11 protein-coding genes are annotated in these 15,000 nt (G+C 62.7%); 8 read left to right on the top strand and 3 right to left on the bottom strand.

Annotated features, from left to right (window positions below):
* Nucleotides 1-28 precede the first annotated feature (28 nt).
* The gene (gene recN / locus PJK54_RS09420; protein ID WP_271302703.1) at nt 29-1,699 is read right to left on the bottom strand and encodes a DNA repair protein RecN; all 1,671 of its coding nucleotides are present in this window, start codon (nt 1,697-1,699) and stop codon (nt 29-31) included.
* 364 nt (nt 1,700-2,063) lie between these two features.
* Here recN and grpE point away from each other — a divergent pair, with 364 nt between their 5' ends.
* From grpE to dnaJ, 3 genes are all read left to right on the top strand, one after another.
* Nucleotides 2,064-2,693: a nucleotide exchange factor GrpE gene (grpE, locus tag PJK54_RS09415; protein WP_077379514.1), complete on the top strand. Its 630-nt coding sequence runs from the start codon at nt 2,064-2,066 to the stop codon at nt 2,691-2,693.
* A 216-nt stretch (nt 2,694-2,909) separates the two neighbouring features.
* On the top strand, nt 2,910-4,832 hold the full coding sequence (dnaK, locus tag PJK54_RS09410) for a molecular chaperone DnaK (protein WP_077379512.1): 1,923 nt from the start codon (nt 2,910-2,912) through the stop codon (nt 4,830-4,832).
* Nucleotides 4,833-5,000: 168 nt separating this feature from the next.
* On the top strand, nt 5,001-6,152 hold the full coding sequence (gene dnaJ, locus PJK54_RS09405; protein ID WP_176493789.1) for a molecular chaperone DnaJ: 1,152 nt from the start codon (nt 5,001-5,003) through the stop codon (nt 6,150-6,152).
* Nucleotides 6,153-6,285: 133 nt separating this feature from the next.
* Here dnaJ and PJK54_RS09400 read toward each other — a convergent pair whose 3' ends face one another.
* On the bottom strand, nt 6,286-7,311 hold the full coding sequence (locus tag PJK54_RS09400) for an esterase-like activity of phytase family protein (protein WP_077379508.1): 1,026 nt from the start codon (nt 7,309-7,311) through the stop codon (nt 6,286-6,288).
* A gap of 210 nt (nt 7,312-7,521) precedes the next feature.
* On the opposite strand from PJK54_RS09400, the gene dapB reads away from it, so the two are divergent.
* The 5 genes from dapB (at nt 7,522) to PJK54_RS09375 (ending at nt 14,401) form a co-directional block, all read left to right on the top strand.
* The gene (gene dapB, locus PJK54_RS09395; protein WP_084209490.1) at nt 7,522-8,328 is read left to right on the top strand and encodes a 4-hydroxy-tetrahydrodipicolinate reductase; all 807 of its coding nucleotides are present in this window, start codon (nt 7,522-7,524) and stop codon (nt 8,326-8,328) included.
* A gap of 577 nt (nt 8,329-8,905) precedes the next feature.
* A complete protein-coding gene (carA, locus tag PJK54_RS09390; RefSeq protein ID WP_174775661.1) occupies nt 8,906-10,051 on the top strand; it encodes a glutamine-hydrolyzing carbamoyl-phosphate synthase small subunit in 1,146 nt (381 codons plus the stop codon).
* A 67-nt stretch (nt 10,052-10,118) separates the two neighbouring features.
* The gene (gene carB / locus PJK54_RS09385) at nt 10,119-13,349 is read left to right on the top strand and encodes a carbamoyl-phosphate synthase large subunit (protein WP_271302702.1); all 3,231 of its coding nucleotides are present in this window, start codon (nt 10,119-10,121) and stop codon (nt 13,347-13,349) included.
* Nucleotides 13,346-13,822: a transcription elongation factor GreA gene (gene greA, locus PJK54_RS09380; RefSeq protein ID WP_077379500.1), complete on the top strand. Its 477-nt coding sequence runs from the start codon at nt 13,346-13,348 to the stop codon at nt 13,820-13,822. The genes carB and greA overlap by 4 nt, the downstream gene beginning before the upstream one ends.
* A 126-nt stretch (nt 13,823-13,948) precedes the next feature.
* On the top strand, nt 13,949-14,401 hold the full coding sequence (locus PJK54_RS09375) for a hypothetical protein (protein WP_271302701.1): 453 nt from the start codon (nt 13,949-13,951) through the stop codon (nt 14,399-14,401).
* Nucleotides 14,402-14,507: 106 nt separating this feature from the next.
* On the opposite strand, the gene yhbY is transcribed toward PJK54_RS09375, so the two are convergent.
* A complete protein-coding gene (yhbY, locus tag PJK54_RS09370; RefSeq protein ID WP_077379496.1) occupies nt 14,508-14,822 on the bottom strand; it encodes a ribosome assembly RNA-binding protein YhbY in 315 nt (104 codons plus the stop codon).
* Nucleotides 14,823-15,000: the final 178 nt, after the last annotated feature.

The raw sequence follows: 15,000 nt of genomic DNA, 5'->3' as shown, positions 1-15,000 counted from the left end.
GGACGTCGGGAAGGCGGCCTGTCGGGGCTCAGTGACGGCTGTCCGCCGCGCTGAGCATCTCGCGTGCGTGTGCCAGGGTCTGCTCGGACAGGTGAATGCCGCCCAGCATGCGTGCCAGCTCCCGCACGCGGCCACTCTCGTCCAGCAGTGCCATGTGGGTACGTGTGGTGTTCTTCTCTGCCTGCTTCTCGATATGCAGATGTTGATGCGCCTGGGCCGCGACCTGAGGCAGGTGGGTGACGGTCAGCACCTGACCCTTGTCGCCCAGTCGGCGCAGCAGCTGACCGACGATCTCGGCGGTCGCACCGGAGATGCCGACATCCACTTCATCGAAGACCAGGCTGGGAATGGTCGAGCGACTGGCGGCCACCACCTGAATGGCCAGCGAGACGCGGGACAGTTCACCGCCCGAGGCGACCTTGGCCAGCGCCCGCGGCGGCTGCCCCGGGTTGGCACTGATGCGGAAGTGGATGCGCTCCATGCCTTCGGGTTGCGGGCGCTCGCGTGGCTCGACGGCAACCTCGAACGTCGCCTTGCCCATGCCGAGGAAGGCCAGTTGATCCTGGATGTCGCTGGCCAGCTGGGGGGCGGCAGCGGCTCGTGACGTACCGACCGCAGTAGCCAGGATCTTCCAGGCATCCCGGCGGGCCGCCACTTCCTGGCGCAGTGCCTCGATGGCCTCCTCGTCACCCCCGAGCCCTTCCAGCTCCTCGCTCAGTCGCTGGTGCAGGCCATGCAGCTCCTCGGGCAAGACATGATGCTTGCGGGCGATCTGGTGGATGCGCCCAAGGCGCTCATCGACGAAGGCCAGGCGCTCCGGGTCGAGTTCGGTGACTTCGACGAAGCGGTTCAGCTCGCGTGCCGCTTCTTCTATCTGGATGCGTGCCTCTTCCAGCATGCCCAGTGCGCTGGCCAGCGAACCCTGCTCGCTGCCCGGCAGGTGTGTCAGTCGCGCCACGGCCTGATTGAGGCGCGCGAGGGCGCCTTCATCATCATGATCGCAGCACTCGGCGGCGGCCTGCGCCTCGCTGAGAATCTGTTCGGCATTGGCCAGGGTTTCCTGCTCCTGCTCCAGTGCCTCCAGCTCGCCCTCGCTGAGTGCCAGCTCATCAAGCTCCTCGACCTGATAGCGCAACAGCTGGCGACGAGCGCGTACCTCGTCGCCATCATTGCTCATGCGCTTGAGGCGGCGATGTGCCTCCTGCCAGTGGCGGAAGTCCTCGCGCAGCTGCGTGACCTGCGCCTCGATCCCGGCGTACTCGTCGAGCTGACGCAGGTGCGTCTCTTCCTTCAGCAGCGAGTGGTGGGCGTGCTGGGAATGGATGTCGATCAGGTGCTCACCCAGTTCCCGCAGGTCCGCGATGGTGCAGGGGGTGCCGTTGATCCAGGCCTTCGAGCGTCCGCTGGCGGTGATCACCCGGCGCAGCAGGCAGTCGTCGCTGCCCAGCTCGCGTTCGTCAAGCCACTCGCGCGCGTCGCTGAGGCTTGTGATATCGAAGCGTGCGATGAGATCCGCGCGATCCGCGCCGTGTCGCACGCTGCCAGCATCGGCACGTTCGCCCAGGCACAGGCCGAGCGCACCGAGCAGGATGGACTTGCCGGCACCCGTCTCGCCGGTGATGGCGGTCATGCCGCGGCGAAAATCGAGTTCCAGTGTCTCGACGATGGCGAAATCTTGAATGGCGAGCTGTAGCAGCATGACTACCTCCGAAGGGAAGCTGGGGCGTACGCCGTGCCGATCATTGCCCGTTTCGGGGGTGACTACGGAGTCGCCATACAGGATGTACATACAGTGTATATGGCTTTTTATACAGCACGCTCCGTCGGCCTTCAATCCATGCCGGACTCAGCTGGCAGAAAAGCCGCATCGAAGGCTTGAGAAGCCGAGTGCCGGCCCCATATAAAGGCCCTGACACTCATCGTCGGCAGCAATGGCGCGGCCTTGCTGCCCTACAGGCAACTCATGGCCTGTCTTCAGGGGCTTGCCTTCGTCGTCTCGAGGCAGGCTCCGCAGGCCACGAACAGGGCAATGGCGCACAGACGTCGGCCCGCAGGAGAACAGCATGGCTCAGGATCCGCAGACCCCGATGGATGAAGAACTTCAGCGTGCCGCTCGCGACGCCGAGCCGCAGCCGGAAACTCCGGAAGGCGAAGTGATTGAAGACATACTGGATGCCACCGATGTCGCCGCCGAAAGCGAAGGTGAGCTGATCGACAATCCGGAAGCCGAGATGCTGGCCGCTCAGGTCGAGGAACTCGAGCAGGCGGTGAAGGAGGCGAAGGACCAGGCGCTGCGTTCAGCTGCCGAGGCGCAGAACGCGCGCCGTCGCGCCGAACAGGATGCCGAGAAGGCTCGCAAGTTCGCGCTGGAGAAGTTCGTCAAGGAAATGCTGCCGGTGGTGGACTCGCTCGAGAAGGCGCTTGAGTCCATGAGCGACGACGAGGCAGCCAAGGCGCATGTCGAAGGTATCGAGATGACCTTGAAAATGCAGCTGGATGCCCTGAACAAGTCAGGCGTCGAGCAGCTGGACCCGCACGGCGAGCCCTTCGACCCGGAATACCATCAGGCGGTCGCCATGGTGCCATCTCCGGATGCCGAGCCGAACAGCGTCATCGACGTGATGCAGAAGGGCTACACCCTCAATGGTCGCCTGGTGCGTCCGGCGATGGTCGCGGTCAGCAAGGCCAACTGAGGCCCTGCGGGGTCGAGTGGCCATGAGGGCATGTGTCGTGATGGCACATGCCCGCCCTGCGGGGCTTCAAGGAGGATCAGGGCGGCAAAAAATGCCAGCACACCCTTGAAAGCCTGACGCGTGACCCCACTTATTGAAGCAAGTTCAGGTGCCGACACAAGGTACCGACAACCAGACTCATCTTTCAGGCTAGCAACAGATTCGAGGTATACGATTATGGGACGCATCATCGGTATTGACTTGGGTACTACCAACTCCTGTGTGGCAGTGCTCGACGGCGACAAGACCAAGGTCATCGAAAACGCTGAAGGTGGCCGCACCACGCCGTCCATCATCGCCTACACCGACGACAACGAGATCCTTGTCGGTCAGTCGGCCAAGCGTCAGGCAGTGACCAACCCGGAGAACACCCTGTTCGCGGTCAAGCGTCTGATCGGTCGCAAGTTCAAGGATGATGTCGTCCAGAAAGACATCAAGATGGTGCCGTACAAGATCGTCGAAGCCGACAATGGCGATGCCTGGGTCCAGGTGAAGGACAAGAAGATGGCACCGCCGCAGATCAGTGCGGAAATCCTCAAGAAGATGAAGAAGACCGCAGAAGACTACCTCGGTGAAGAAGTCACCGAAGCGGTCATCACCGTGCCGGCCTACTTCAACGACTCCCAGCGTCAGGCGACCAAGGACGCCGGCCGCATCGCGGGTCTCGAGGTCAAGCGCATCATCAACGAGCCGACTGCCGCGGCACTCGCCTACGGCATGGACAAGTCTCGTGGTGACAAGACCATCGCGGTCTACGACCTGGGTGGCGGTACCTTCGATATCTCCATCATCGAAGTCGCGGACGTCGACGGTGAGACCCAGTTCGAAGTGCTCGCCACCAACGGCGACACCTTCCTGGGCGGTGAAGATTTCGACATGCATCTGATCAACTACCTCGTTGACCAGTTCAAGTCCGACAGCGGCATCGACCTGTCCGGCGACAATCTCGCCATGCAGCGTCTGAAGGAAGCTGCCGAGAAGGCCAAGATCGAGCTGTCCAGCGCTCAGCAGACCGACGTGAACCTGCCGTACATCACCGCAGACAACACCGGTCCGAAGCACCTGAACGTCAAGGTGACCCGTTCCAAGCTCGAGTCGCTGGTCGATGAGCTGGTCGCTCGCTCCCTGAAGCCGTGCCAGACCGCTCTGGCCGATGCCGGCCTGTCCGCTTCCGAGATCGACGATGTCATCCTGGTCGGTGGTCAGACTCGCATGCCGCTGGTGCAGTCCAAGGTCGCCGAATTCTTCGGCAAGGAAGCGCGCAAGGACGTCAACCCGGATGAAGCGGTCGCCGTCGGCGCCGGTATCCAGGGCGGCGTGCTGGGTGGCGACGTCAAGGACGTGCTGCTGCTGGACGTGACGCCGCTGACGCTGGGCATCGAGACCATGGGTGGCGTGCTGACTCCGCTGATCGAGAAGAACACCACCATCCCGACCAAGAAGTCTCAGGTGTTCTCCACCGCTGACGACAACCAGGGCGCGGTGACCATCCACGTCCTGCAGGGTGAGCGCAAGCAGGCGGCACAGAACAAGTCCCTGGGTCGTTTCGACCTGGCCGACATTCCGCCGGCCCCGCGTGGTGTGCCGCAGATCGAAGTCGCCTTCGATCTGGATGCCAACGGTATCCTGAACGTGTCCGCCAAGGACAAGGCCACCGGCAAGGAACAGTCCATCGTCATCAAGTCTTCCGGCGGCCTGTCCGACGAAGAGATCGAACAGATGGTGCGTGACGCGGAAGCCAACGCCGACGAGGACAAGAAGTTCGAGGAAATGGTCCAGCTGCGCAATCAGGCCGATGGCATGATCCACGCGACCAGAAAGACCCTGACCGAAGCCGGTGACAAGGCCGAGGCCAGCGAGAAGGAAGCCATCGAGACGGCGATCTCCGAGCTGGAAGAAGCCCTGAAAGGCGATGACAAGGACGCGATCCAGGCCAAGCTGGATGCGCTGACCGAAGCCTCCGGCAACCTGGCGCAGAAGATGTACGCCGAGCAGGGTGCCCAGGGTGAGCAGGCTGGCGACGGTCAGGCTGACAAGAAGCAAGACGACGACGTGGTTGACGCCGAGTACGAGGAAGTCAACGACGACAAGAAGTCCTGAGGGATCTCTTGAACGACGTCTGATGACAGCGCGGGAGCCTTGCGAAGGTGTCCCGCGTTGTCGTTTGCACCGGTAGCGTATCGCGTGGGCGCACGCTGTCGGTGACAGCCGATATCCCAGAACAGACAGGCAGCCTTGGGCTGCCAGCAATCCAGGCGGACCTGATCCATGTCCAAGCGTGATTATTACGAAGTGCTTGGTGTCGAGCGTGGCGCCGACACCAAGGACATCAAGAAGGCGTACCGACGCCTGGCTCAGAAGCATCACCCTGACCGCAATCCGGATGACGAGGCCTCGGCGGAGAAGTTCCGCGAAGTGTCAGAAGCCTATGAAGTGCTGTCCGATGCGGACAAGCGCGCGGCCTATGACCAGTTCGGTCATGCCGGTGTCGACGGCCAGGGCGGCGGTGGCTTCGGCGGCGGTGGCTTTGGTGGTGGTGGTGCCGGTGGCTTCGGCGACGTGTTCGGCGATGTCTTCGGTGACATCTTCGGTGGCGGCGGTGGTCGTCGCAATCCGAACGCTCCTCAGCGTGGCAGCGACCTGCGCTACAACCTTGATCTCGATCTGGAATCGGCGGTCGCCGGTACCACGGTCGACATCCGCGTGCCGCGTCTGGCTGCCTGTGGTCACTGTGATGGTGACGGCGCCGAGCCGGGTTCCACCAAGGAAACCTGCCCGACCTGCAACGGCATGGGCAAGGTGCGCATGCAGCAGGGCTTCTTCGCGGTCGAGCAGGCATGTCCGACCTGCCACGGGCGTGGCGAGAAGATCAGCGTACCGTGCCGCAAGTGTCACGGCGAAGGCCGCGTGCAGGAATCCAAGACCCTCTCGGTCAAGATTCCGCCGGGCGTCGACACCGGTGACCGTATCCGCCTGAACGGCGAAGGCGAGGGCGGTGTCAACGGCGGGCCGTCAGGTGATCTGTATGTCCAGGTCAATCTGCGCGAGCACGAGATCTTCAAGCGTGATGGGCGTCACCTGCAGTGTGAAGTGCCGATCAGCTTCGTGGATGCAGCGCTCGGTGGTGAGCTCAACGTCCCGACGCTGGATGGTCGTGTCGTGCTCAAGATTCCGGCCGAGACCCAGACGGGCAAGTTGTTCCGACTGCGCGGCAAGGGCGTCAAGCCGGTGCGTGGTGGCCCTGCCGGCGATCTGCTGTGCAAGGTGGTCATCGAGACACCTGTCAGCCTGAACGAAGAGCAGAAGGAGCTGCTGCGCCAGTTCCAGCAGAGTCTTGGCGATACCGGCAAGAGCCACTCGCCGAAGGAGAACAGCTTCTTCGATGGCGTGAAGAAGTTTTTCGAGGACATGAAGCCCTAGGCTGCGTCTTCGTTCTCCTCCGCGCTGGCGGATGCGCAACGCGAAAGCCCCACCCCGATGACTCGGGTGTGGGGCTTTTTCATTGTCAGGGCTCGCCTGACATGTCATCAGCGATGCGCAGTCAGGCGATGTTTCACTCTTGAGAGGCTGGCGTGAAGGCCTCGGGCTCGATCACCGCGAAACAGCTAAGCAACGTGGTCTGGAAGCTGCTGAAGTTGTCATCCGAGACCATCAGGAAGCGATTGCCCTCCAGGTGCGTAAGCCCTTCGAAGTTGTCCAGTGACCACCCCTCGCCGCTCGACAGGCGGGCAAGGGTACGGACCTCGACGGTCGTCCCCGGCTCTCCCAGATGCGCGCGCCGCAGGCTGATGACCAGCGGATAGGGCGGCGAGAAGGCGCGCTCCAGCATCAGGATGTCCCCGTCCGGCAGCATCTCCATGGCGGTCAGGCTCGAGCCCGTGTCGCTGGCCAGGGGATAGCGCCATTCCTGCTTGCCATCCAGCGTGAACAGGCGCGTGGTGCCTTCGTCCATGCCCTCCGGGGTGGCTTCCAGACCGGCGAGCAGGCCGTACTCGGGGTGCAGGGTCAGCGCCTCCATGCCATTGTTGGGGGCGGCACCGCGTACGCCCACGGGGGTGGCGGGTTCGCTGATCGCCAGTCCGCTGGGCAGGAAGTGCTCGACTCGGGGTTGCTGCTCGAAGCTGATGACCAGACGGGTATCGCCGCGCCGGCCGTTGTGGTCCTTCAGTAGCTGCATGCCTTCGGCATCGCTCAGGGCGCCTTGCAGGGAGATGTCGGTCTCGTCGCGTAGCGTATAGGTCTTGAGTGCCTTGGCACCGACCAGCTCCCCATGGCGGAAGGCCAGACGCAGGCGGTGCAGCCAGCCCCGGTCCGACACGGCGTACAGCAGGGATTCATCCTTGTCCCAGCCGATATCGGACAGGCCGCCGACGGGGGTGCCATCCAGCCACTTGCCTGGCAGCTTGAGGGTGCCGCACCACTGGATCTCCGGCAGCTGGCTCATCTGCTCCGGCGAGGCCAGCGAGTAGGGGCGCGGGTGAACGCCACAGGCACTCAGCAGGCCGGCAACTGCCGTGGCAAGGGTCGCGAGGCGCAGCAGGCGCCAATGACGAATGGCATAACGATGAAGTAGCGACATGCTGACTCCGGGAACTGAGCGGTGAAGAGGGAGTGGCGTGGACGGGCAAGAACTCAGTCTCCCGCTACTCTAGCGCGTAACGGGGGCAAATACATGACGTCAGCCAACGCTGCAGGCGGCTGATATACTCGCGGGGACAGCACAGGTGGTACACCCTCATCATCGCCGTGGGGTGGCTGCCCTCAAGACCCACAACAGGCAGGAGTCAGCATGACCCGTATCGCAATCATGGGCGTCGCCGGACGCATGGGACGCACGTTGGTCGAGGCCGTCGGTGCCGTGGAAGGCCTGACGCTGACAGCGGGCATCGTCGAGGCCGGTAGCTCCCTGGCAGGTGCCGACATCGGCGAGCTGGCGGGGCAGGGGCGTCTGGGTGTGGTCGCCAGTGACAGTCTGGCCGCCGTGGTGGATGACGTCGATGTCGTGATCGATTTCACCGCGCCGCAGGTGACGCTGGCCAATCTGGCGCTGTGCTCGGAGCACGGCAAGCGCATGGTCATCGGCACGACCGGTTTCAGCCCGGAGCAGCTCGAGCAACTGGATGGCTATCGCGACAGCGTGCCCTTCGTATTTGCCGCCAACATGAGCTCCGGCGTCAATCTGACGCTGAAGCTGCTGGAAACGGCAGCCCAGGCACTGGGGGATGCAGGGTATGACATCGAGATCATCGAGGCGCACCACCGCCACAAGGTCGATGCCCCCTCCGGCACGGCACTGGCGATGGGAGAGGCGGTGGCACATGCCATCGGTCGTGATCTCGAGACCCACGGTGTCTTTGCACGCGAAGGACAGTGTGGTCCGCGTACCGACAAGGAAATCGGCTTCGCCACCGTGCGTGCCGGTGACATCGTCGGCGAGCATACCGTGATGTTCGCCACCGAAGGCGAGCGCATCGAGATCACCCACAAGGCCTCAAGCCGCATGACCTTCGCCAAGGGCGCGGCGCGTGCCGCCGAGTGGCTGTCAGCGCGTGGCGTCGGACGCTACGACATGCAGGACGTGCTGGGTCTCAAGTGATGTCCCGTCGGGGGCTCGGGGCGAGATCGCGTCCCGGGCACTCGATTTGCCGCGTTCGAGTGGCTTCCGGGCGCTTCGCGGAAGCTGTCACTGCCGACAGGATATTGTTGGTCGGCGGTGATGGATGTCGCACCTTGCGGCGGGAAATGTTCCTGGCAGGTGATTCAGGGGGACAGGCTCGCGATCACTCCCGATGCTCCACAAGCTGACCGCTGTGACGAAACGACCGTATGGTGGGCACTGCCGCCCGCTCGCGGTGCAGTCATGGGGTGGTCAGCACCGCAGGATTCGGGTAATCTCTACCCAATTTGGCCGCGCTCTTGGGGCCGCTGTGACAAGCAATATTCCGAAGAATGATAACAAGCGGGATGAAGCCTGATTTTTCGGTTTCGTCCCGCTTTTTTGCAGCCTGAATTTGCCGCTTCCGGCGAGCGCTCCTCACATGGGGAAGGCGCGTGGGAAGAGTGGCAGCGGGACCCAGACTCGGCGTCAGCCGAGTACGACAATCAAGCAGCATGTCCGGTGTTCGACCGCGGATTCCGGGCAGGAAAGTGGACACTTAGGGGAGGACGTTGCGTTGATCAAACCCGCGATACTGGCCTTGGAAGACGGCAGTGTATTTCACGGCAGCGCCATCGGCGCTGATGGGCAGACCAGTGGCGAGGTGGTGTTCAACACTGCCATGACCGGCTACCAGGAAATCCTGACCGATCCCTCCTACACCCGACAGATCGTCACTCTGACGTATCCGCACATCGGCAATACCGGCATCAACGACGAGGACAACGAGTCCGATCATGTCGCGGCCGCCGGCCTGGTCATCCGCGACCTCCCGCTGCTGGCCAGCAACTTCCGCTCTACTCGCTCTCTCGATCAGTACCTGCGTGACGAGAATGTCGTCGGCATCGCGGATATCGACACGCGTCGTTTGACGCGCATCCTGCGCGAGAAGGGCTCGCTGAACGGCGCCATTCTCGCCGGTGAGGATGCTCAGGGAGATGACGCCGTCGAGCGTGCGCTGGAAGCCGCGCGTGCCTTCCCGGGCCTCAAGGGCATGGACCTGGCCAAGGAAGTCTCCTGCCGCGAGTCATTCGAGTGGCACGAAGGCGAATGGACCCTGGGAGAAGGCTACGCCGACACCCGTGAGTCAGAGCGCCCCTTCCACGTGGTCGCCTACGACTACGGCGTCAAGCACAACATCCTGCGCATGCTGGCATCGCGTGGATGCCGTCTGACCGTCGTGCCGGCGCAGACGCCTGCCGCCGAGGTGCTGGCGCTCAACCCGGATGGCATCTTCCTGTCCAACGGTCCGGGCGACCCCGAACCCTGCGACTACGCCATCACCGCGATTCGTGAAGTGCTCGAGACCGAGACGCCGGTCTTCGGCATCTGCCTCGGTCACCAGCTGCTGGCCCTGGCCTCCGGTGCGAGCACGGTCAAGATGGGCCACGGTCACCATGGTGCCAACCACCCGGTGCAGGATCTCGACAGTGGTGTGGTGATGATCACCAGTCAGAACCATGGCTTCGCGGTGGATGAAGCCGGTATGCCGAGCCATCTGCGCGCGACCCACAAGTCGCTGTTCGACGGCAGTCTGCAGGGCATCGAGCGCACCGACCGTCCGGCCTTCAGCTTCCAGGGTCACCCGGAAGCCAGCCCCGGCCCGCAGGACGTCGCCCCGCTGTTCGATCGTTTCATCGAGATGATGCGCGCGCGACGCTGAGCCGAGCGCAGGCCCGAGGGCCTGATCCATCGTTGAGTTCAGTCACCAGATCATTGCGGGAAGAGACATGCCGAAACGTACAGACCTGAAAAGCATCCTGATCATCGGCGCCGGCCCCATCGTCATCGGCCAGGCGTGCGAGTTCGACTATTCCGGCGCACAGGCCTGCAAGGCCCTGCGTGAAGAGGGTTACCGGGTCATCCTGGTCAACTCCAACCCGGCCACCATCATGACCGACCCGGTGATGGCCGACGCGACCTACATCGAGCCGATCACCTGGGAGACCGTGGCGCGCATCATCGAGAAGGAGCGTCCGGACGCCATCCTGCCGACCATGGGTGGCCAGACCGCACTGAACTGTGCACTGGCCCTGGAGCGCGAAGGCGTGCTCGAGAAATTCGGCGTCGAGATGATCGGTGCCAACGCCGATACCATCGACAAGGCCGAAGACCGTGATCGCTTCGACAAGGCGATGAAGAAGATCGGCCTGGCGTGCCCGAAGGCCAAGGTCGCACACTCCATGGAAGAGGCCTGGGAAATCCAGGCCGAGCTGGGCTTCCCGTCCATCATCCGTCCCAGCTTCACCATGGGCGGTTCCGGCGGCGGCGTGGCGTACAACCGTGAAGAATTCGAAGAGATCTGCCATCGCGGTTTCGAGCTGTCGCCGACCCGTGAGCTGTTGATCGACGAATCGCTGCTGGGCTGGAAGGAATACGAGATGGAGGTCGTTCGTGACAAGAACGACAACTGCATCATCGTGTGTGCCATCGAGAACTTCGACCCGATGGGCGTGCATACCGGTGACTCCATCACTGTCGCCCCGGCACAGACCCTGACCGACAAGGAATACCAGCTGATGCGTGATGCATCGCTGGCCGTCCTGCGCGAGATCGGTGTCGAGACCGGTGGCTCCAACGTCCAGTTCGGCATCTGCCCGGACACCGGTCGCATGGTCGTGATCGAGATGAACCCGCGCGTGTCGCGCTCCTCTGCACTGGCCTCCAAGGCGACCGGTTTCCCGATCGCCAAGATCGCCGCCAAGCTGGCCATCGGGTATACCCTGGACGAGCTGCAGAACGACATCACCGGTGGCAAGACGCCGGCGTCCTTCGAGCCGTCCATCGACTATGTCGTCACCAAGATTCCGCGCTTCACCTTCGAGAAGTTCCCGCAGGCCAATGACCGGCTGACCACGCAGATGAAGTCGGTCGGCGAAGTCATGGCCATCGGTCGTACCTTCCAGGAATCCCTGCAGAAGGCACTGCGTGGCATGGAGACCGGTGTCGATGGTCTCGATCCCATCGTGGCCGACTACGGCGACGAGAACATGGCGCGCATCAAGGGCGAGCTGCAGGCCGCCGGTGCCGAGCGCATCTTCTACATCGCCGACGCCATGCGTGCCGGCCTTGGCATCGAAGAGATCTTCCGTCTCACCAACATCGACCGCTGGTACCTGGTGCAGCTGGCCGACCTGATCGCTCAGGAAGGCGAAGTGGCGGCAAGTTCTCTGGGCGAGATGGATGCCAATCGTCTGTTCCGTCTCAAGCGCAAGGGCTTCAGTGATGCCCGTCTGGCGCGCCTGATGGGCGTGTCCGAGAAGGCCTTCCGCAAGCATCGTCAGCAGCAGGGCATTCGCCCGGTCTACAAGCGTGTCGATACCTGTGCCGCGGAGTTCGCTTCCGACACCGCCTACATGTACTCCACCTACGAGGAGGAGTGTGAGGCCGAGGTCAGCGACAAGAAGAAGATCATGGTGCTGGGCGGTGGTCCGAACCGCATCGGTCAGGGCATCGAGTTCGACTACTGCTGCGTCCACGCCTCCCTCGCCATGCGCGCGGACGGCTACGAGACCATCATGGTCAACTGCAACCCGGAAACCGTGTCCACCGATTACGACACCTCCGATCGCCTCTACTTCGAGCCGGTGACGCTGGAAGACGTGCTGGAGATCGCCGACAAGGAACAGCCTGTCGGTGTCATCGTCCAGTTCGGCGGTCAGACGCCGCTGAAGCTGGCCCGTGAGCTCGAGGCCGCCGGTGTGCCGATCATCGGTACCACGCCGGACGCCATCGATCGCGCCGAAGACCGCGAACGTTTCCAGCAGATGATCGAGAAGCTCGGTCTCATCCAGCCGGAAAACGCCACCGCACGCAGCTTCGAGGAGGCCTTCGTCAAGGCCGAAACCATCGGCTACCCGCTGGTGGTGCGTCCGAGCTACGTGCTGGGCGGCCGCGCGATGGAAATCGTCTACTCGGCCTCCGAGCTCGAGAACTACATGACCCACGCGGTCAAGGTCTCCAATGACTCGCCGGTGCTGCTGGATCACTTCCTGAATGCCGCCATCGAGGTCGACATCGACGCGGTGTCCGATGGCAAGCAGGTCGTGATCGGCGCCATCATGCAGCACATCGAGCAGGCTGGTATCCACTCCGGTGACTCGGCGTGCGCACTGCCGCCTTACTCGCTGCCGGCAGACGTCCAGGAAGAGATGCGTGAGCAGGTCAAGCGCATGGCGCTGGAGCTCAACGTCGTCGGTCTGATGAATGTTCAGCTGGCTTGGCAGGATGGCGTGATCTACGTCATCGAGGTCAACCCGCGTGCCTCGCGTACCGTGCCGTTCGTCTCCAAGTGCATCGGCCAGTCGCTGGCGCAGATCGCCGCGCGTTGCATGGCCGGCCAGACCCTGGAAGAGATCGGTTTCACCCAGGAAATCGTGCCGACCTTCTACAGCGTCAAGGAAGCGGTGCTGCCGTTCGCCAAGTTCCCGGGTGTCGATCCGATCCTGTCACCGGAAATGAAGTCCACCGGTGAAGTGATGGGCTCTGGCGATACCTTCGCCGAGGCCTTCTACAAGGCGCAGCTGGGCGCCGGGGAAGCCATCCCGACATTGACGGGCGATCGCAAGGCGTTCCTGTCCGTGCGCGAGTTCGACAAGGCGGGCGTTATCGAGGTGGCCCGCTCTCTGGTAATATTGGGCTTTACGCTTTGTGCTACCCGTGGCACGGCAGAGGTGATTGCCGCTGCCGGGCTCGAGGTTGAACCCGTCAACAAGGTGTTCGAGGGGCGGCCGCATATCGTCGACATGATCAAGAACGGCGGGATCGCCTACATCGTCAACACCACTGAGGGACGTCAGGCCATCAATGACTCGTCCGTGATTCGCCGCACTGCGCTGGCGCACAAGGTGCCCTATGCCACGACGCTGGCGGGTGCCAATGCCGTGTGCATGGCGCTCGAGTACGGAAACGATGTCAAGGTCCGTCGTCTCCAGGATCTGCATGCAGGAGTCATGATATGAGTAGAAGTCCGATGACCGTCGAGGGCGAAGATCGCCTGCGCAAGGAGCTCGAGCACCTCAAGGGCACGGAACGCCCCAAGGTCATCGCTGACATCGCGGAAGCACGTGAGCACGGCGATCTCAAGGAGAACGCCGAGTATCACGCCGCGCGTGAGCAACAGGGTTTCATCGAGGGGCGTATCCAGGAGATTGAAGCCAAGCTCTCGATGTCCCAGGTCATCGATGTCACCAAGCTGCCCAAGACAGGCAAGGTGATCTTCGGTACCACGGTTGATCTGATGAACCTCGATGACGACAGCGAAGTGCGCTATCGCATCGTGGGTGAGGATGAGGCCAGCATCAAGGACGGCAAGATCTCCGTTACCTCACCGATCGCGCGTGCGCTGATCGGCAAGGAAGAAGGCGATGTCGTGGTCGTGCGTACCCCGGGTGGCGATGTGGAGTATGAAATCTCCGAAGTGCATCACATCTGAAGCACGTCACATCTGAAGAGCATCGCCTCTGATTCGTCAGATCCTGATGTCGTGACAGCCCTGCCGGTCATCCCGGCAGGGCTGTTTTTTTGGCCTGCGGGCACGGAATCCTTCAGGGAGGGAGTAATGGAAGTACAGGGAAGTCAGCCGGAAAAGCGCATCATGGCAACCTCCATGGTGGCCATCTTCATGGTGCTCGGGTTCATGCTGTTCGGGGTGGCATATGTGGTCTCCCAGTCGTTTGCCTATCGGTACACCGGGGACTCGGCGCTGTTGACGCCGTCATTGGTCCTGGGGAGTGCCCTGTTGGCGAGGGGAGTTTTCCACCTGGTGGTGCCGCTGGCGCACTTCGGCAATCAGTCGCTTTATCTGCGGCCGTCACCACTCATGGGGTGTCGCAAGATCGAGTATGAGCTGATCGAGGATTTCACTTTCGACAAGAAGACGCTGGTCATCAAGTATCGTGATGCCGGCAACGGTGAGGGGGAGTCCAGGCAGACGACACTCAAGCGTCATCAGGTCACCCAGCGGGCGCTGGATGACATCACCTTCGAGCTGAATCAGCGCGTCAGGTCGTGATTGTCAGTCACAGAAAACAGAAACGCCGCCCTCGATGAGGGCGGCGTTTCTGTCTGCGGCAGGCGTGGCGTGCGAGGTGAGCCTCGTCAGGCCTGGGCCCGGCGGCTTACTTCTCGCTGAAGCGCTGTACGTTGGACAGCTTCGGCTTGGCCTGCGGGTTGCGGCGATACAGCAGGGCGATCTTGCCGATGCTCTGGATCAGGGTCGCGCCGGTTTCGCTGCACAGGTGGCGAGCCACCTCGCCACGGGCTTCGCGATCATTGATCGCCAGCTTCAGCTTGATCAGTTCGTGATCGTGCAGTGCGCGCTCGAGTTCGGTCACGACGCCGTCGGAAAGGCCGTTTTCCGAGACGGTGACGATCGGGTCAAGATGGTGCCCGATGCTGCGAAATGCTTTCTTTTGTGACTGTGACAAGCTCATGGTATCGTAAAGTTTCCCTGTTGGCGTCCGATGGGAGCGGGGAGCGTAGCGAAAGACAGGGTCGACTCCAGGGCTTGAAATCCAGGGGTGTGAACCCGTCTGTTGCGCAGGCAATGTCTGTGCCCGCGGGCGGAACCGCGCGCAGGACCCGCCATTCTACTCCATGACGACGCTCATG

This window comes from Cobetia sp. MMG027 (genome assembly GCF_027947415.1).
In the GTDB taxonomy this organism is placed as follows: Bacteria; Pseudomonadota; Gammaproteobacteria; order Pseudomonadales; family Halomonadaceae; genus Cobetia; species Cobetia marina.
Note: the sequence above shows the minus strand (reverse complement) of the source record. Positions and strands in the feature narration are given on the sequence as shown.

Bases quoted from the DNA above. Each gene is read 5' to 3' on its own strand.
- dapB (WP_084209490.1), top strand. From the start codon at position 7,522: ATGACCCGTATCGCAATCATGGGCGTCGCCGGACGCATGGGACGCACG.
- yhbY (WP_077379496.1), bottom strand. From the start codon at position 14,822: ATGAGCTTGTCACAGTCACAAAAGAAAGCATTTCGCAGCATCGGGCAC.
- recN (WP_271302703.1), bottom strand. From the start codon at position 1,699: ATGCTGCTACAGCTCGCCATTCAAGATTTCGCCATCGTCGAGACACTG.
- PJK54_RS09375 (WP_271302701.1), top strand. From the start codon at position 13,949: ATGGAAGTACAGGGAAGTCAGCCGGAAAAGCGCATCATGGCAACCTCC.
- dnaK (WP_077379512.1), top strand. From the start codon at position 2,910: ATGGGACGCATCATCGGTATTGACTTGGGTACTACCAACTCCTGTGTG.
- dnaJ (WP_176493789.1), top strand. From the start codon at position 5,001: ATGTCCAAGCGTGATTATTACGAAGTGCTTGGTGTCGAGCGTGGCGCC.
- PJK54_RS09400 (WP_077379508.1), bottom strand. From the start codon at position 7,311: ATGTCGCTACTTCATCGTTATGCCATTCGTCATTGGCGCCTGCTGCGC.
- carB (WP_271302702.1), top strand. From the start codon at position 10,119: ATGCCGAAACGTACAGACCTGAAAAGCATCCTGATCATCGGCGCCGGC.
- grpE (WP_077379514.1), top strand. From the start codon at position 2,064: ATGGCTCAGGATCCGCAGACCCCGATGGATGAAGAACTTCAGCGTGCC.
- greA (WP_077379500.1), top strand. From the start codon at position 13,346: ATGAGTAGAAGTCCGATGACCGTCGAGGGCGAAGATCGCCTGCGCAAG.